Here is a 15,783-nt window from a genome sequence, read left to right as displayed (position 1 = left end):
GAGCTAGAGAAGCAACCGGACGATATCGGAGGTTCGGGCCAGACCGGGAAACGCGTCCGCCGTCGACCGGGGATGCAGAACATGAACAGCCAATCGGAACATCACGGCTCGAAGCAGCATCTGCGGCCACTCCGGCAGATCCTCCCACCGGCCGACCAGAGCCTCGTCGGCGCCGCCCCACGAGATGGCGTCGACAACCGCGACAGCTGCGGCCCAGGCCGCCGGTCGCCAGTACGGCGTGATGTCGGTGATCCCGGGAGCCATGCTGCCCGAGAACAGGACGGTGCCGAACAGATCACCGTGCACCAATTGATCAGGACTCTGAACCGGTTTGCGGAGAGTGGCCAGACCCGCGATCAGTTCGAGGCTCTTTCGCCCGTCGGGAGTCGGCGACTCGAGCTGCTCGACGCCCTTCGCAATTCTCAGCGGAACCGTTTCCCAGGCCGCGCGGTCAGCGGCAACAAACACGTCGACCTCCGCCCACGGTGGGACCGGGGGCTGCGCCAGGAATCGCGGACGCTCCAGCGATGCCGTAGCAGCGTGGAGCCTGCACGACATGGACACAACCTCGTCGTGCCGCGGTTCAGGCGTTCCGACGATGAAAGTGTCGGCGCGCCAACCGGATACGACATACCTGCCGTCGGTGGATCGGACCGGACGGGCCAAACGCACCCCGTCGACTTCGAGATTCTCGCGCACTTTTGCCGACCAGGCCGCGCGCGCATGATCCGCGACGGCAGAGAGGACGACGTCTCCACACAACCAACCGCCGTCCCAATCCGCACCGAGTGGGATGGGCTCGACTTCGCGGAGGCCGAAGGTGGAGCACACGTGTTGGGGAGGTTGGCCTGTGCTCACCACCCCAACGCTACCGGTGCGAACCCGCTACGGGGTGCAAGGCACGCCTAGTAGAGGGGCAGAGAAGTATCCACCTGTTTCGCCCACGCGACCGCGCCGCCCTGCACATGAACGGCATCCGCGAACCCGGCGCTCTTGAGGACGGCAAGCGCCTCAGCCGACCGGATACCGGTTTTGCAGTACAGAACTATCTGCTTGTTCTGCGGCAACGACGCCAACGCTTCACCCGAGACAATCCGGCCCTTCGGAATCAGAACCGCCCCCGGCAGGTGCATGATGTCCCACTCGACGGGTTCTCGCACGTCAACGAGCTGCAACTCGCGACCGCTCTCGATCAGCTGCGCGAGTTCCGTCGCCGTGATCGTCGACTGCGCCACTGCCGCGCTCGTCTCCTCGGACACCACACCGCAGAACTCGTCGTAATCGATCAGTTCCGTCACCGGCGCCCGCGACGGGTCACGTTGCAACCGAATTGTGCGGAATGTCATCGACAACGCGTCGTACATCATCAGGCGACCGAGCAACGGTTCGCCGATTCCCGTGATCAGTTTCACGGCCTCCGTGGCCATGATCGAACCCACAGTCGCCGGCAGGACACCGAGCACACCACCCTCCGCACACGACGGCACCATGCCTGGCGGCGGAGCTTCGGGGTACAGGTCCCGATAGTTCAGGCCCACACCGCCCGGCGCGTCTTCCCAGAACACGGAGACCTGGCCTTCGAAGCGATAAATCGAACCCCACACGTACGGCTTACCGGCGATGACGGCGGCATCGTTGACGAGGTACCGCGTCGCGAAGTTGTCCGTGCCGTCGAGGATCAGGTCGTACTCGGCGAACAGTTCGACCGCGTTGGAGTTGTCCAGGCGGAACTCGTGCAAGCGCACGTCGACGTGGTCGTTGATCTCGAGGATCGACTCGCGCGCACTGACCGCCTTGGAGCGGCCGACGTCCGAGCGGCCGTGAATGACCTGCCGTTGCAAGTTCGACATGTCGACTTCGTCGAAATCGACGATGCCGATCGTTCCCACCCCCGCCGCAGCGAGGTAGAGCAATGCCGGCGAGCCGAGTCCGCCGGCACCGATGAACAGGACCTTCGCGTTCTTGAGCCGCTTCTGACCCGACATCCCGACGTTCGGAATGATCAGATGCCGGCTGTACCTCGCGACTTCTTCCCGGCTCAACTCAGCGGCAGGCTCCACCAGAGGTGGCAGGACGACGGGTGATGCGGACACGAACGAACTCCTGAATTATCTACTTACGCTCTCGGATACGGCCACGGATTGAAACGGCAGGTCAGTCCGTTCATCGGTACGACGCCGTCGGGATCGAGGACCGCGATGTCGTTATTGGCGGTTCCGAACGTCTGCTGCATCATGATCGGCGCCAAACCACCTTCGGTTTCGCACGGCTGATGTTGGGCGTATCCAATGGCATGGCCGACTTCGTGGTTGATCTGATACTGCCGGTACGAACCGATGTCACCCTGGAACGAGATTGCTCCGCGAACCCATCGCGGCTCGTTGAGCAGGACTCGATCCATACCCGGGTTGTAGCACGAGCCTTCGAGTTCGATCTCGTATCCACAGCCGTCGCGAATGGTCATCTGAGAAGTCAACGAGATGCGAAAATCGGGCGAACCGGAATCGATACGCCGGAATGCGACCTTCGGATCGTTGGTCCAACTCTTGGGATTGGCCAGCGTCTGATCGATCATCCGGCCGTACGACTCGTCGCCGCCGAATCCGGTGGTGTCGACGCCGTCCTCGATTTCGACGGTGTACGTGAACTCACGCTCGGTGCCCTGCCCGACCTTGCCCGTAGTTCCGGGGACTATGTGCCACGTGCCACCACCGGTGACCGCAAACGGTCCCCCATCCGGAAGTGCTCCGGACGGTATCGATGCCGCGAACTCGCCGTCCGCAGCCGGCGGAGCCCCGATGACATCGGTCCCGTCGGTGCTGTGCGCGAGGTCGGCAGTAGCCGTCGTAGACGACGAGGAATCCGTGACGGGGTCCGCACGCAGAGCGTCGAAGATGACAAAAATCGTCAGAATCGCGAGCACGGGAATCGCGTACGCACGCCACCCGTACGTCGCAACGAACTTGCCGAGCCGACTCTGCTTACGGGCACTGCGATCCGGCCGTGGGGTGCGTGGGGTCTTGCCCACCTGCCTCTTCGTGGGATCCCACTGCGCTCGCAACGGCTGGTGCGACGCAATTCCTCGGTAGTCGCGCTCTCCGTACATCCGGTCCTCGTGCGCACGGCTCTCACCGTCTTGGTTGCCCCACGGCTCGCTCACTCCGCTGCGCATTCGAAGCTCGTCACGGTCAGGGTTCTGCGTAGTTCGTCCACGCATGCGCGGTCCCCCTGGGTCAGTCACGGCTCCAGAATCTCACATCCCGCAAGCGGCAGGCTCCGACCGCACGAAACCCGCAGGCAAGGGCGTGTCAGATGTGCCATCCACCACATCACGCCGCGCGAGGTTCCGCTTGCCGAGACGAAAAAACGCGAGCGCGCGACACACGGTATCGTTCATGCAGCTACGGCTGATGTGACGGAGGATACTGGCGAGTACGCATTCGCGACTCGACATATTCGTGCCGCGGCCGAATTTTACTTTTGCTCAGATTGGACAGCGACATGACAGAACTCGCGGATCGGACAGAATCCGATCGCGGTACATCGGCCGGTAAGCCGGCTGGAACCCGTCGCAGCACCCGCCTTCCGCGAGATGCACGCCGGCTCCAGCTCCTCGCCGCTGCCAGCGAGGTGTTCGTAGCCAACGGCTACCACTCTGCGGGTATGGACGAGATCGCCGAATGCGCAGGCGTGAGCAAGCCGGTCTTGTACCAGCATTTCCCAGGCAAACTCGAACTGTATGTAGCGGTTCTGCAGAGTTACGTCGACAGCCTTATCTCCGGTGTCCGCCAAGCCCTGCGCTCTACCACCGACAACAAACAGCGTGTGCGTGCCGCTGTTCAGGCATTCTTCGATTTTGTCGACAACGATTCACAGGGCTTCCGCCTCGTCTTCGAGTCCGACATCATGGGTGAGCCGCAGGTGCAGACGCGGGTCGAGCAAGCCACCGAAGCGTGCGTCGACGCAGTCTTCGACCTGGTCAGCCACGATTCCGGCCTCGACCCCTACCGGGCGCGCATCCTTGCCGTCGGCCTGGTCGGCGCCAGCCAGTTCACGGCTCGCTACTGGCTGGAAGCAGCTCGCCCGATCCCCAAGGAAGAAGCCATCGAAATCACGGTGACCCTGGCCTGGGGCGGTCTCTCGAGAGTGCCCTTGCAGTCCTGAAGACACAGCAGTCCTGATCTTTACGGCAGTCCTGTTTCTTACAGAAAAGGGCGGGCAGTCTCAGCTGAGACTGCCCGCCCTTTTTCTTACCTAACGCATCAGACGGTAGGCGCAAACCCAACCTTGCGAATATCGGACGGCCCGATTTCCACATATGCGACGCGGCTCGCCTGCACCAGGAACTTGCGGCCCTTGTCGTCGACGAGCGAAAGAACCGGCTCGCCGCCACCGAGGACGCCTGAGACCAATGCCTCAACCTCGTCCGGGGTCTGTTCGCTGTTGACGATGAGCTCACGCGGGCTGTCGATTACACCGATCTTGACCTCCACGGTCAACCTCCGAACTGTTCGTGAAATACATCAGCTGTCCTGGCCAGGCTAATGCAGCATCACTCCCACATGCTCGCTGCCGCGCTGTGCCGATAGCGAACAGGCTCAGACCAGTCCGAGCGTGGCCATGCGCTCGGCATGCTTTTCCTGCATACCGTCGAACAATGCGACCACACCGTTGAGATCACCGGAGGCGGAAATCACCAGGTCCGTGAGATCGTCGCGCTGCGCGAGAACAAACTGTGCCTGCGTGATCGCCTCACCGAGCAGCCGGCGTCCCCACAGCATGAGGCGGTCCTTGACCCGGCTGCTCGACTCCACGGCGGCCTTCACTTCGAGGACCACGAATTCGGAATGCCCGGTCTGGGAGAGAACGTCCTCGACGATCTCGGCCACGTCTTCCGGTAACGAATGACCGATTTCCCGATAGAAGTCGGCGGCAATTCCGTCGCCGACATAGGCCTTCACGAGGGATTCCATCCACGTCGACGGAGTCGTCGACGCGTGGTAGTTGTCCAGCGCGCGAACGAAAGGATCCATGACCGCAAAGATCTCGTGCCCACGTTCCGTCAGAGCCGCGCTCAACGTCTCGAAGTGCGCCATCTCCGCCGCCGCCATGCTGGCAAAAGCAACCTTTCCATGCAGGTCAGGAGCCATCTGCGCGTCCTCGGACAAGCGATAGAACGCTGATATCTCGCCGTACGCGAGTACCGCGAACAAATCGATCACGCCGGGATGGTCGGAAGGCACCCGGCCGGCGGTTCCAGTGTCAGTCGAAGCATCAAGATCGTGTGCGCCCATGCCTACGAACTCTAGTGCCACATCCCCGCTCGGTCCCCTCGATCACCCCATGTCGACAGGGGTGATCTAGGCCATGCTTTGCTGGGAATTGCCCGGTTACCGTTACAATGGTTTCGGGAGTCCGCTTAGTTTCCCCCGCCCGTTCATTCAGCGGGGATGATCTAGTACTCACGGACCCCACAGATAATGTGCGCGCACCTGCATCGAAGGTTGTTGCCCGCTTCGCCGAGATTTCACGGACGGCATCAGAACATCGGTCCGCGAAACCCCAGTGCTGAGGCGTAGGCAGAGCCGACGAACAAGAGGGCATCGACTTCGGCCGATTTACGGCCAGGCCCCTTACCTTGTGCGTGCGTACCGCAACGAGGAAAGGCTAGTCCCCTGAGCAAGATCACGATCGACCACGAAGACGAAGCAACAGAAAGCACCGTGTCAGTCCAGCTCGACGACACTCATGTACCCCCGACGTTTGCCGAACTCGGCGTTCGCGACGAAATCGTCCGCGCGCTGAACGAGATCGGCATCGAACGCACTTTTGCCATCCAGGAACTCACACTTCCGTTGGCTCTCGCCGGCGACGACCTCATCGGTCAGGCCCGCACCGGAATGGGCAAGACCTTCGGTTTCGGCGTCCCGCTGCTGCACCGCATCGCCACTGCCTCCAATGGCACCGCTGCCCTCGACGGCACGCCCCGCGCCTTGATCATCGTCCCGACCCGCGAACTGTGCATCCAGGTTGCTCGCGACCTCGAGAACGCCAGTAAGTACCTCCGCGTCGGCGATCGCGGTCTCCAGGTTCTGCCCATCTACGGCGGCCGTCCCTACGAAGCTCAGATCTCGGCACTCCAGAAGGGCGTCGACGTTGTTGTCGGCACCCCGGGCCGCCTGCTCGACCTCGCGAACCAGTCGCACCTGATTCTCGGCAAGGTCGGCGTTCTCGTCCTCGACGAAGCCGACGAAATGCTCGACCTCGGCTTCCTGCCCGACATCGAACGCCTCATGGGCATGGTCCCCGACAAGCGTCAGACGATGCTGTTCTCCGCAACGATGCCGGGCCCGATCATCACCCTGGCGCGCACCTTCCTGACGCAGCCGACGCACATCCGTGCCGAGGAAGCCGAATCGTCCGCCGTGCACGATCGCACGAGCCAGCACATCTACCGTGCACACGCACTCGACAAGGCCGAGATGGTCGCCCGCGTGCTGCAGGCCGAAGGTCGCGGCGCAACCATGATCTTCACCCGCACCAAGCGCACCGCCCAGAAAGTCGCCGACGATCTCGCCGAGCGCGGCTTCTCCGTCGGTGCCGTCCACGGTGACCTCGGACAGATCGCCCGTGAAAAGGCCCTGAAGGGCTTCCGTAACGGCAAGGTCGACGTTCTTGTCGCCACCGACGTCGCTGCTCGCGGTATCGACATCGACGACGTCACCCACGTCATCAACTACCAGTGCCCCGAGGACGAGAAGACGTACGTCCACCGCATCGGCCGTACCGGCCGAGCAGGACGCACCGGTATCGCCGTCACGCTGGTCGACTGGGACGACATCCCTCGCTGGCAGCTCATCGACAAGGCACTGAGCCTCGGAATTCCCGACCCGGTCGAGACGTACTCGAGCTCGCCGCACCTGTACGAAGAGCTGTCCATCCCGGCCGACGCGAAGGGCACCGTCCGCAAGACTGCGCCTGCGAAGGCGCAAGCTGCGCCCGAAAAGGCGAACGCGGACACGAAGGCTGCTGCCGACACCGACGGAAGCGAAGAGAAGGCCGCTCCTCGTCGCAACCGGACCCGTCGCCGTACCCGGGCCGGCAGCGAATCAGCTGACGCAACTCAGACAACTGCACCCACGGCGGATGCTGCTGCACCCGCCGACGATGCTGCCACTTCAGCCGATTCCGACGCCGCATCCAAGCCGCGCCGTCGCCGTCGTCGTCGCCCGGCGCAGGCCGTTGCGGCAGCCGCAGCAGAGTAAGCTCCCCATGTGCTGGCACCTGAACGGCGTACTCGCTCTGATGTAATCGCGGCTCTCGGTATCGCGCTGGCCGTGATCGTGGCGGTGACCGTGGTGTGGTTGCGCAGTGATGCGCGCGGAACCACCTCGGTCACCGCTGACACGGCTCTCCCTCCGCTGACGACGTCCGCGGTTCTTCCGGACATTCTGCGCGAGGTGTGGGCGTTCCCGAGCGCGGACTCCACAGCTCCGATCGCCGTGGGCAACGCCGCAGTCACAGCGGACGGCTCCGACGTCGTCGGCCGTGACCCCGCCACCGGGGACGAAGTGTGGCGCTACTCGCGCAACTATCCACTTTGCGGAGCTATCGGTTCCTGGGATCGAGTCGTGGCGGTGTACCAGGACGACCGTGGGTGCTCACAAGTCACCTCGCTGGTAGCCGACACCGGAGCACGTAAAGACCAGCGCAACAGTGACGCCGATCCGTCGGTCATCTTGTCGGCCGACGGCACCTATGTCATCTCCCTCGGTGACACCCGCATGGAACTGTGGCGCTCCGACCTGGTCCGCACGCTCGAGTACGGCCGCGTCGACGCCCCGGTCAATCCCAACAAGCAACCGCACGCAGGTTGCGAATTACTCAGCGCCGCTTCAAGTTCCAGCCGCGTGTCCGTCCTCCAGAAATGCGAGGGCGACGCGTCGAACCGTCTGACGATCATGAATCCCGCCCCGAAGGATGCTCAGGAACCGCAGGAATACGGCACGGTCGTGCTTCCGGATTCCGAGGGTGCCCGCGTCGTCGCCGTGTCCGGTGAGAAGACCGCCGTCTACCTACCCGGCGCAAACGGAACCGTCTCTCGCCTCAGCATTTTCGACGGCGCCGGCACCGCACTGGTCGACTACCCCGTGAACGGCGTCGACTCTCAGCGCGCAACCCTCCGCACCGACAAGAACAGCATCACGTGGTGGACCGGCACCCAGACGATCAATCTTCGATCGAACGACTTGACCCCCACCTGGATCGTCGAGGGAACATCCGGCCCGGGCACGCTGGTCTCCGATCAGCTTCTTGTTCCCGTACCCAACGGAATTGCCGTGATCAACCCCACCGACGGCGCCGTCACCCGCATGATCGGCGTCGACCGCGGCGACGTCACGTCACCGATCGTCATCGCGAGCGCCGGCGACACCATTCTCGAACAGCGCGACGGCACCCTGGTTGCGCTGCGCTGACTTGCCTCAGACCGTCGGGTCCGGCACAAAGGTGACGATTTCGCTTCCCGCCCAATGTTTTACAAGGTTCGCCGCCAGATCGCGATAGGCGTCGGCCCCCTTGTTCTTCCGGCCGGCCAATACCGTCGCACCGGACGCCGACGCCTCGGCGAACTTTACCGTCCGCGGAATCGGCGGAGCGAGCACGGGCAGCGAGTAGCGGTCGCTCACATCTGCGAGAACGTCGCGGCTGTGTGTAGTCCGAGCGTCGTACAGCGTCGGCAATGCACCGAGCAGAACCAGGTCGGGGTTGGTGATCGCCTGCACTTCGCGCACCGTACGCAGAAGCTGCCCTACACCGCGATGCGCCAGCGTTTCGCATTGCAGCGGAACAAGAACCGACTGCGCGGCAGTCAATCCGTTGAGCGTCAACACACCCAACGAGGGCGGGCAGTCGATGATGACGACGTCGTAGTTCCCGAGCAGCGGAGACAGCGCACGCTTGAGCGCGAACTCTCGGCCCGGACGCATCAGCAGGAGCGCTTCCGCTCCCGCCAGATCGATGGTTGCCGGCAGAAGATCCATGCCGTCACCGGTAGACAGGATCGCATCGGCGGCGTCGAGATCACCGGCCAGGACTTCGTTGACCGAACGTTCGAGCCGATCGGGATTGTGCCCGAGCGAGAACGTCAGGCACCCCTGAGGATCAAGATCCACCACCAGTACACGTTGACCGAGAGCGGACAGAGCCGCACCGAGGGAGGCGACGGTCGTGGTCTTGGCCACGCCGCCCTTTTGATTTGCCACTGCGAGAACCGTCGTCACAGATAGATCCTTGCGCATTTCGAGCGAAGAGGCGAACGCTACACGCGGATGTCGTGTCACGAGTTGTCCTGCAATGATGGGCACATGGCCTCCTCGGTTCGCAGCACCGTCACGTCCAATCCCCGCGTCATTCTCTTGCGTCACGGCGAAACCGAATGGGCCCGCAGCGGTAAGCACACCAGTCGCACCGAAGTCCCGCTCACCGCGCTCGGCGAGATCCAGGCCACCGCCACCGGTAATCGCATTCGAGCACTCGGCCTCCGCAATCCCATGATCCTGACCAGCCCACGGCTGCGCGCCCAGCGCACGGGCGAGCTCGCAGGGCTGCCGGACGAGCAGACATGGGATGCATTGTCCGAGTGGGATTACGGCGACTACGAGGGACTCACCACGCCTGAAATTCGCACAAGCGTCCCCGATTGGACGGTGTGGAGTCATCCCTGCCCGGGCGGCGAGCATGCCGACGAGATCGGCGCCCGCACGGACATGGTGCTCAGCCTGGTGACGTCTCAGCTGGCCGAACGGGACGTCATCCTGATCGGGCACGGGCATTTCTCCCGCGCTCTCATCGCGCGGTGGCTCGAACTGCCCGTCTCCGAGGGCCGACGATTTGCCCTCTCCCCCGGCGCCTACTCGGTGCTCGGGTACGAACACGGATCGACGCATCTCCTGCACCACAACGTGCCACCGCTCGTGGAAGGCTGAGTGCCATGATCCGACGCGCCACACCCGCCGACGTCCAGCCGATCACCGACATGATCTACGAACTTGCCGATTATCAGAAGGCGCTCGACGAGTGCACCGTCAAACCCGCTCAGATCGGCGAAGCACTTTTTGGTGATGCGGCGTCCGCTTTTGCCCATGTCGCGGTCTCCGAGAGCGGAGATGTTGTCGGTATGGCGCTGTGGTTCCGCAATTTCTCGACCTGGGAAGGCGTCTACGGCATCTACCTCGAAGACTTGTACGTGAAGCCCTCCGAGCGCGGATCAGGCCACGGCAAAGCCTTGTTGGCTGCTCTCGCGAAGGAATGCACGGACAACAACTACTCACGCCTGTCGTGGTCGGTGCTCAACTGGAACACATCGTCCATCGGGTTCTACGAATCACTCGGCGCCGAGGCGAAAACCGAGTGGACCACCTACCGACTGACCGGCGACCACCTGGGTTCGTTGGCCGCGCAGGCTCGCTAGAGCGTTCAGCTGTCGGTCTTGTCCCGACCCTCGGTCGATTCGGTCTCCTCGGTCGCGATCTCGTCGGAGAATGATCCGTACTCCAGTGCCATCCATTTGGACGTGGGCGCGGAGAACAGGAAAACCAGCGTCACGAGAACAACCGCTCCGAGGACAACACCGAGAAATACCTGGTGCGAGTCGGTCAAAAGCGACCAGGCAACCGGCAGAAGCAGCAACTGCGCAACGACGGCAATCGCGCGTCCCCACCGCCGACCCGTCAGCAGCGCGATACCGGCAGCCAACACGGCACCACCGAGAATTGCCACCCACGCGGCAAACCCGTAACCGTTGGTCACGCTCTGGTCGTGCCCGGTCAGACCCCGAATTACGGCGACTACGGCAAAGCCGGCCGCAACCAGACCTTGCAGCGTCACGAGGGCACCCGCCCACCTGACTGTGTTGGGAAGGGTATTCGGACTGGCAGTATTCGGCACGAGACCAGCCTAGAACACGACACCGGATAGGCTCATGCCCCGTGCGCGCACTGCTGATCGTCAATCCCAATGCCACCTCGACCACCGCGGCCGGTCGTGATCTGTTGGCTCACGCTCTCGAGAGTCGGGTGCGACTGACCGTGACGCACACAACCCATCGTGGTCACGCCGCCGAACTCGCGCGGCAAGCGCACGAAGACGGTTTCGGTGTGGTGATCGTCCACGGCGGCGACGGCACCGTCAACGAAGTGGTCAACGGCCTCCTCGGATCGCCGCATCCGACATCGATGAAAGCCGTGCCCGTAGGACCCATTCCGACCGTCGCGGTTGTTCCCGGTGGATCCGCCAACGTGTTTGCCCGTTCACTGGGCATTGCACCCGATCCTGTCGATGCCACCAATCAACTGATCGATCTCTTGAGCGAGCGGACTCGTCGACGCATCGGACTTGCCCACGCAGACAACCGCTGGTTCACGTTCAACGCCGGGATGGGCCTCGACGCCGATGTGTGCGAGGCCGTCGACGCCAGTCGTAAGAACGGTGATCCCGCGACGCCGAGTCGATACGTGCGCACCGCGATCGCCGCGTTCTTCCGGGCCAAGCGAGCCGAACCTGCACTGACGGTCCAGCTTCCGGGTCAGGATCCCATTCCGGGCGTCCACTATGCATTCGTGTCCAATTCCAGCCCGTGGACCTATCTCGAAGCGCGCCCCGTACACACCAATCCCGGAACGACTTTCGACTCGGGGCTCGGACTCTTCGCGATGACGAGCACCAAAGTCCTTCCCTCCCTGAAGGTTGTCCGGCAACTGTTGGCGAAGGGCGCAGAGCCGAAATCGAAAGTCCTCGTACGGACCGACGACGTCGCGGCCATCACCATCGAGTCGTCACGGCCGATCGGTTTTCAAATGGACGGAGATTTCATCGGACTTCGCAAATCGGTCGAATTTACCGCTGTACCGGACGCACTCGAGGTCTTCGCTCCACTGCCTGCGTGATCCACACAACTGTCTTGACCTGCAAAAACAGTGGAAAACCGTCATTGCGCTCGGGTAAAATGCCGATGACTACAAGGTTGCCAATCGGTACGTCCGATTTTAGTGAGTTGGCCCACGAACCTGTCCAAATCTATTGACATACCGCGAGTTCGTGAAAGCATTCACAAGTAACAGTGCGGAAACATTGATTACGCACACACAAACTCATTGGTACCAAACGGTGTATTCACACCCAGCTTAAGGAGCGAAAAAGATGGACTGGCGCCACAACGCAATCTGTCGCGACGAGGATCCCGAACTGTTCTTCCCGGTGGGAAACAGCGGACCGGCCCTCGCACAGATTGCTGATGCCAAGGTTGTCTGCAACCGCTGCCCCGTCACCGCCGAATGCTTGTCCTGGGCTCTCGAGTCCGGTCAGGATGCAGGCGTGTGGGGCGGAATGAGCGAAGACGAGCGTCGCGCACTCAAGCGTCGTAACGCACGCACTCGCGCACGCACTTCCGTCTAGGCAAGTACTCGAGTACTTCAGACGTCCGACGCGAACGCGAGTACAGCTCCTCCCGTTTTGCCGTCGAAGACGACAGCCCGGCACACCATGGTGCCGGGCTTTTTGTCTGCTCGAAATATCGCGATCGAGGCGAATCAGTAACGCGCACTTCGCCTGCCGAGCGGCACACGGAGAACCGCATCGGTTCCGCCACCACTTCCCGGGTGCAATCCGAGTGAACCTCCGAGCTCTGCACCGAGCAGTGTCCGCACGATCTGCAAGCCCAGACGGTCGGATTTCTCGAGACTGAAACCCGCAGGCAAACCACGCCCGTTGTCGTGGATGATCACGTCCAGCCACCGCGCCGAACGCTCCGCGCTGAGAGTCACGGTGCCCGCGACGCCAGGATCGAACGCGTGCTCTATCGCGTTCTGTACCAACTCCGTCAGCACCATCACCAGCGGCGTCGCTCGCTCGGCGGAGAACACACCGAAACTACCCTCACGCCGGATCGTCACGGGCGCACCGACTCCCGCGACATCGGAGAGCATCGGAACCAACCGGTCGATCACCTCGTCGAGGTCGACCTCCTCGTCCACCGACATCGACAACGTGTCGTGCACCAACGCGATCGACGTAACGCGTCGTACCGATTCGGTCAAGGCCTGGCGTGCTTCGTCATTGCCGGTTCGCCGAGCCTGCAAGCGCAACAGCGCCGCGACGGTCTGCAAGTTGTTCTTCACACGATGGTGAATTTCGCGGATGGTCGCGTCCTTGCTGAGCAGGGCACGATCTCGCCGCTTCACCTCGGTGACGTCGCGGACGACAACAGCAGCCCCCACATGGCGTCCACCCGGTTTGAGGACCAATGCACGCAGCAACACCGTGGCACCACGCGCTTCGATCTCCATCCGTCGACCGGGCTTGTCCGCCAAAGTGTCTCGGATGTAGCCGGCAGCCTCTTGCGATTCGAACGGGTCGGTCACCAACATCCGCGTCACCGCGGCGAGATCCTGGCCCACAAGGTCCGCACTCAACCCCATGCGGTGATAGGCGGACAACGCATTCGGGCTCGCGTACACCACCCGCCCCTCGGTATCGAGCCGGATGAAACCGTCGCCCGCACGCGGACTCGAGTTGGTATCCGAACGCGATTCCCGAACCGGGAACGTGCCGTCGCTGATCATCTGACACAGGTCGGCAGCGCAATCCAGATACGCCACTTCCAACGGACTCTGCGCCCGCTGATGCGAGAGGTTGGTATCGCGACTCAGGGCGGCAATGACACGGCCGTCCAATCGCACCGGCAATGCCTCCCGGCGCGGCGGCATACCTTCGCGCCAGTCAGCGTCCTCCGTCCGCACCACCTGTCCCTCGACCAACGCACGCAGAACCTGCGGATGCTCGGACTCCGACACAAGGGTCCCGACAGCGTCTTCCGGGAATGCCGTCGACGCGGTGGTCGGACGGCAATGCGCGACGCAGATCACGCTTCCGGACGGCGCGGACTGATCCGATTCGGCGGCCACCCACAGCAGGACGTCAGCGAAGGAGAGGTCGGCGAGGAGCTGCCACTCGCCCACCACCCGTTGCAGGTGATCGACGGCGGTGCCGGGTAGGTCGGTGTGTTCTGCCAGGAGGTCGCTGAGAGTGGACATTCGCGAACGCTTAGGAGATCACGGCGATCAAGTCGCCTTGCTGAATGACATCGCCGACCTTGACTCCCACGGTGGTGACGGTGCCCGCAACCTCCGCCAGCACCGGAATCTCCATCTTCATGGACTCCAGGATGACCAGCGTGTCGCCGTCCGCGACAACATCGCCCTCACTCACGACAACCTGGAACACCGTGGAAACCATTTCCGCGCGCACGTCTTCTGCCATCGTGAACCTCACTTCTGCCGAGAACCGGTAGGACTTCCGCCGCCGGGAGACCCGATCGACCTGCCAATGGAACCACACCGAGGTGGGCGTGAAAGAATGACGCGAAAGAAACAGAAGGGAGACCAATCATGGGTAAGCGCGGTCGTAAGAAGCGTAGCCGTAAGGGCAGTGCAGCTAACCATGGCAAGCGTCCAAACGCCTGACATGTAGTGCACCGACAACAAGGGGCGGGGAAGCAGTCTTTGCTTCCCCGCCCCTTGTTGTTGTTGACGTCTCAGACGCCCCCAGCCGGACTATTTGTCGGTTTCGGTACTCGTCACGATGATCGTGCGTCGCAACTCGATGGTGAGCCTCTGACGGAGGCTCTCGGGCGCATGCTCGCCACCGCACTTGCGGCTGATCAAACTCTTGACCTTCTCCTCGATTCCGTACGCTGCGAGGCAGGAACCACAATCGTCGATGTGTCGCTGCAGACGCGCACGACTGGCATCGTCGCATTCACCGTCGAGCATCAACCACACGTCGGCAATGACCGCTGAGCAGTCGAGCCTTTCGAATTCGTCCTGCGTGCTCATCGGGTAACACCTTCCGCTTCGGCAGCTACGTCCTTCTCGCCCCGGTTGAACCCGCGGTCCTTCGCGACGTCGCCCAACAATCCGCGCAATTGCTTACGTCCGCGATGCAGCCGTGACATCACCGTTCCGATGGGCGTGCCCATGATCTCCGCGATTTCCTTGTACGGGAAACCCTCGACGTCCGCGTAGTACACCGCCATGCGGAACTCTTCCGGCAGCTCCTGCAGAGCGGCCTTGATGTCGTCGTCGGGAAGCGCGTCGAGCGCCTCGACCTCAGCGGAACGCAGCCCGGTCGACGTGTGCTCCGCCGTAGCAGCCAACTGCCAGTCGGTGATCTCGTCGGTCGGATACTGCGCCGGCTGACGCTGCTTCTTCCGATACGAGTTGATGTACGTGTTGGTGAGAATCCGGTACAGCCACGCCTTGAGATTGGTTCCGTCACGGAACGATCGGAAAGCCGTGTACGCCTTGATGTACGTCTCTTGAACCAGGTCCTCGGCATCCGAGGGATTACGCGTCATACGCAGCGCGGCACCGTAGAGCTGGTCGAGCAAAGGCAGCGCGTCCCGCTCGAAACGGGCAATCAACTCATCCGCAGTTTCGGGCGTTTCGGACGCAACGGCATCGGCAGGTTCGGTGACCTCCGACTGTTCGTCCTTGGGCCGGTCGTGTTCCAGCACTCTGATCCCTTCACTAGCCGTGGGGATCAAGGTTACCGCCATCGTCAGTTCCGACCTATGGGCCGGTCGTGGCTCGCACACAGCCAGCACGGTCGCTCCTTCACTTTTTCCGGATGGATCAACCAGTACCAACACCACTACCCCGGACATCATTCCCCCCGCTTCGCTCGACCTCACAACATTCCCCTCGCTTCGCTCGACCCCGGACAACA

19 protein-coding genes are annotated in these 15,783 nt (G+C 62.7%); 8 read left to right on the top strand and 11 right to left on the bottom strand.

What is annotated here, in order from left to right; genetic code table 11:
- Positions 1 to 3: 3 nt before the first annotated feature.
- From RG2_RS06090 to RG2_RS06080, 3 genes are read right to left on the bottom strand one after another with little or no spacing between them, the layout of a single operon-like run.
- Positions 4 to 858 carry a TIGR02569 family protein gene (locus RG2_RS06090; RefSeq protein ID WP_033231496.1) on the bottom strand — a complete coding sequence of 285 codons (855 nt, stop codon included), beginning with the start codon at positions 856 to 858 and terminating at the stop codon, positions 4 to 6.
- 47 nt (positions 859 to 905) lie between these two features.
- The gene (gene moeZ, locus RG2_RS06085) at positions 906 to 2,093 is read right to left on the bottom strand and encodes an adenylyltransferase/sulfurtransferase MoeZ (protein ID WP_033231165.1); all 1,188 of its coding nucleotides are present in this window, start codon (positions 2,091 to 2,093) and stop codon (positions 906 to 908) included.
- A gap of 23 nt (positions 2,094 to 2,116) precedes the next feature.
- Positions 2,117 to 3,106 carry a DUF3152 domain-containing protein gene (locus tag RG2_RS06080; RefSeq protein WP_230589980.1) on the bottom strand — a complete coding sequence of 330 codons (990 nt, stop codon included), beginning with the start codon at positions 3,104 to 3,106 and terminating at the stop codon, positions 2,117 to 2,119.
- A 395-nt stretch (positions 3,107 to 3,501) separates the two neighbouring features.
- Here RG2_RS06080 and fasR point away from each other — a divergent pair, with 395 nt between their 5' ends.
- On the top strand, positions 3,502 to 4,164 hold the full coding sequence (gene fasR / locus RG2_RS06075) for an HTH-type transcriptional activator FasR (protein WP_033231167.1): 663 nt from the start codon (positions 3,502 to 3,504) through the stop codon (positions 4,162 to 4,164).
- Between the two features lie 98 nt (positions 4,165 to 4,262).
- Here fasR and RG2_RS06070 read toward each other — a convergent pair whose 3' ends face one another.
- Positions 4,263 to 4,493, bottom strand: coding sequence for a DUF3107 domain-containing protein (locus RG2_RS06070; protein ID WP_033231168.1), 231 nt, complete (start codon positions 4,491 to 4,493; stop codon positions 4,263 to 4,265).
- 105 nt (positions 4,494 to 4,598) lie between these two features.
- Complete coding sequence (locus tag RG2_RS06065) at positions 4,599 to 5,294, bottom strand: ferritin-like fold-containing protein (RefSeq protein WP_033231169.1); 696 nt, start codon at positions 5,292 to 5,294, stop codon at positions 4,599 to 4,601.
- 429 nt (positions 5,295 to 5,723) lie between these two features.
- Here RG2_RS06065 and RG2_RS06060 point away from each other — a divergent pair, with 429 nt between their 5' ends.
- On the top strand, positions 5,724 to 7,265 hold the full coding sequence (locus RG2_RS06060) for a DEAD/DEAH box helicase (RefSeq protein WP_230589967.1): 1,542 nt from the start codon (positions 5,724 to 5,726) through the stop codon (positions 7,263 to 7,265).
- A 9-nt stretch (positions 7,266 to 7,274) separates the two neighbouring features.
- The gene (locus RG2_RS06055) at positions 7,275 to 8,477 is read left to right on the top strand and encodes an Rv3212 family protein (RefSeq protein ID WP_033231171.1); all 1,203 of its coding nucleotides are present in this window, start codon (positions 7,275 to 7,277) and stop codon (positions 8,475 to 8,477) included.
- 6 nt (positions 8,478 to 8,483) lie between these two features.
- Here RG2_RS06055 and RG2_RS06050 read toward each other — a convergent pair whose 3' ends face one another.
- Positions 8,484 to 9,281, bottom strand: a complete 798-nt coding sequence (locus tag RG2_RS06050) for a ParA family protein (protein WP_033231497.1) — start codon at positions 9,279 to 9,281, stop codon at positions 8,484 to 8,486.
- 84 nt (positions 9,282 to 9,365) lie between these two features.
- Here RG2_RS06050 and RG2_RS06045 point away from each other — a divergent pair, with 84 nt between their 5' ends.
- Both RG2_RS06045 and RG2_RS06040 read left to right on the top strand, forming a co-directional pair.
- Positions 9,366 to 9,986 carry an acid phosphatase gene (locus RG2_RS06045; RefSeq protein WP_051730206.1) on the top strand — a complete coding sequence of 207 codons (621 nt, stop codon included), beginning with the start codon at positions 9,366 to 9,368 and terminating at the stop codon, positions 9,984 to 9,986.
- Between the two features lie 5 nt (positions 9,987 to 9,991).
- On the top strand, positions 9,992 to 10,471 hold the full coding sequence (locus RG2_RS06040; RefSeq protein WP_033231172.1) for a GNAT family N-acetyltransferase: 480 nt from the start codon (positions 9,992 to 9,994) through the stop codon (positions 10,469 to 10,471).
- A 5-nt stretch (positions 10,472 to 10,476) separates the two neighbouring features.
- Here the strand turns inward: RG2_RS06040 and RG2_RS06035 are convergent, their stop codons facing one another.
- Positions 10,477 to 10,947 (bottom strand): hypothetical protein, encoded by a 471-nt coding sequence (locus tag RG2_RS06035; RefSeq protein WP_033231173.1) that lies wholly within the window; start codon positions 10,945 to 10,947, stop codon positions 10,477 to 10,479.
- 41 nt (positions 10,948 to 10,988) lie between these two features.
- On the opposite strand from RG2_RS06035, the gene RG2_RS06030 reads away from it, so the two are divergent.
- Together RG2_RS06030 and RG2_RS06025 are read left to right on the top strand one after the other, a co-directional pair.
- Positions 10,989 to 11,945 carry a diacylglycerol/lipid kinase family protein gene (locus tag RG2_RS06030; protein ID WP_033231174.1) on the top strand — a complete coding sequence of 319 codons (957 nt, stop codon included), beginning with the start codon at positions 10,989 to 10,991 and terminating at the stop codon, positions 11,943 to 11,945.
- Positions 11,946 to 12,198: 253 nt separating this feature from the next.
- Positions 12,199 to 12,453: a WhiB family transcriptional regulator gene (locus RG2_RS06025; protein WP_003940950.1), complete on the top strand. Its 255-nt coding sequence runs from the start codon at positions 12,199 to 12,201 to the stop codon at positions 12,451 to 12,453.
- Positions 12,454 to 12,587: 134 nt separating this feature from the next.
- Here RG2_RS06025 and RG2_RS06020 read toward each other — a convergent pair whose 3' ends face one another.
- Together RG2_RS06020 and RG2_RS06015 are read right to left on the bottom strand one after the other, a co-directional pair.
- Positions 12,588 to 14,090 (bottom strand): sensor histidine kinase, encoded by a 1,503-nt coding sequence (locus RG2_RS06020; RefSeq protein WP_033231175.1) that lies wholly within the window; start codon positions 14,088 to 14,090, stop codon positions 12,588 to 12,590.
- A 10-nt stretch (positions 14,091 to 14,100) separates the two neighbouring features.
- On the bottom strand, positions 14,101 to 14,316 hold the full coding sequence (locus RG2_RS06015; protein WP_033231176.1) for a biotin/lipoyl-binding carrier protein: 216 nt from the start codon (positions 14,314 to 14,316) through the stop codon (positions 14,101 to 14,103).
- Between the two features lie 128 nt (positions 14,317 to 14,444).
- Here RG2_RS06015 and RG2_RS32675 point away from each other — a divergent pair, with 128 nt between their 5' ends.
- A complete protein-coding gene (locus RG2_RS32675; protein WP_095887907.1) occupies positions 14,445 to 14,519 on the top strand; it encodes a 50S ribosomal protein bL37 in 75 nt (24 codons plus the stop codon).
- A gap of 90 nt (positions 14,520 to 14,609) precedes the next feature.
- On the opposite strand, the gene rsrA is transcribed toward RG2_RS32675, so the two are convergent.
- Positions 14,610 to 14,891 carry a mycothiol system anti-sigma-R factor gene (gene rsrA, locus RG2_RS06010; protein ID WP_033231177.1) on the bottom strand — a complete coding sequence of 94 codons (282 nt, stop codon included), beginning with the start codon at positions 14,889 to 14,891 and terminating at the stop codon, positions 14,610 to 14,612.
- Positions 14,888 to 15,613 carry a sigma-70 family RNA polymerase sigma factor gene (locus RG2_RS06005; RefSeq protein WP_202025927.1) on the bottom strand — a complete coding sequence of 242 codons (726 nt, stop codon included), beginning with the start codon at positions 15,611 to 15,613 and terminating at the stop codon, positions 14,888 to 14,890. Before RG2_RS06005 ends, rsrA begins: the two co-directional genes overlap by 4 nt.
- Between the last annotated feature and the right edge of the window lie 170 nt (positions 15,614 to 15,783).

The organism is Rhodococcus globerulus NBRC 14531 (genome assembly GCF_001894805.1).
GTDB classification, from domain to species: Bacteria; Actinomycetota; Actinomycetes; order Mycobacteriales; family Mycobacteriaceae; genus Rhodococcus_F; species Rhodococcus_F globerula.
This window is presented reverse-complemented; position numbering and strand designations above follow the sequence as displayed.

What these genes read in the sequence shown, in the direction of transcription:
- RG2_RS06080 (WP_230589980.1), bottom strand. Translation starts at nt 3,106, where the DNA reads ATGTACGGAGAGCGCGACTACCGAGGAATTGCGTCGCACCAGCCGTTG.
- fasR (WP_033231167.1), top strand. Translation starts at nt 3,502, where the DNA reads ATGACAGAACTCGCGGATCGGACAGAATCCGATCGCGGTACATCGGCC.
- RG2_RS06065 (WP_033231169.1), bottom strand. Translation starts at nt 5,294, where the DNA reads ATGGGCGCACACGATCTTGATGCTTCGACTGACACTGGAACCGCCGGC.
- RG2_RS06045 (WP_051730206.1), top strand. Translation starts at nt 9,366, where the DNA reads ATGGCCTCCTCGGTTCGCAGCACCGTCACGTCCAATCCCCGCGTCATT.
- RG2_RS06040 (WP_033231172.1), top strand. Translation starts at nt 9,992, where the DNA reads ATGATCCGACGCGCCACACCCGCCGACGTCCAGCCGATCACCGACATG.
- RG2_RS06025 (WP_003940950.1), top strand. Translation starts at nt 12,199, where the DNA reads ATGGACTGGCGCCACAACGCAATCTGTCGCGACGAGGATCCCGAACTG.
- RG2_RS06020 (WP_033231175.1), bottom strand. Translation starts at nt 14,090, where the DNA reads ATGTCCACTCTCAGCGACCTCCTGGCAGAACACACCGACCTACCCGGC.
- RG2_RS06015 (WP_033231176.1), bottom strand. Translation starts at nt 14,316, where the DNA reads ATGGCAGAAGACGTGCGCGCGGAAATGGTTTCCACGGTGTTCCAGGTT.
- rsrA (WP_033231177.1), bottom strand. Translation starts at nt 14,891, where the DNA reads ATGAGCACGCAGGACGAATTCGAAAGGCTCGACTGCTCAGCGGTCATT.
- RG2_RS06005 (WP_202025927.1), bottom strand. Translation starts at nt 15,613, where the DNA reads ATGGCGGTAACCTTGATCCCCACGGCTAGTGAAGGGATCAGAGTGCTG.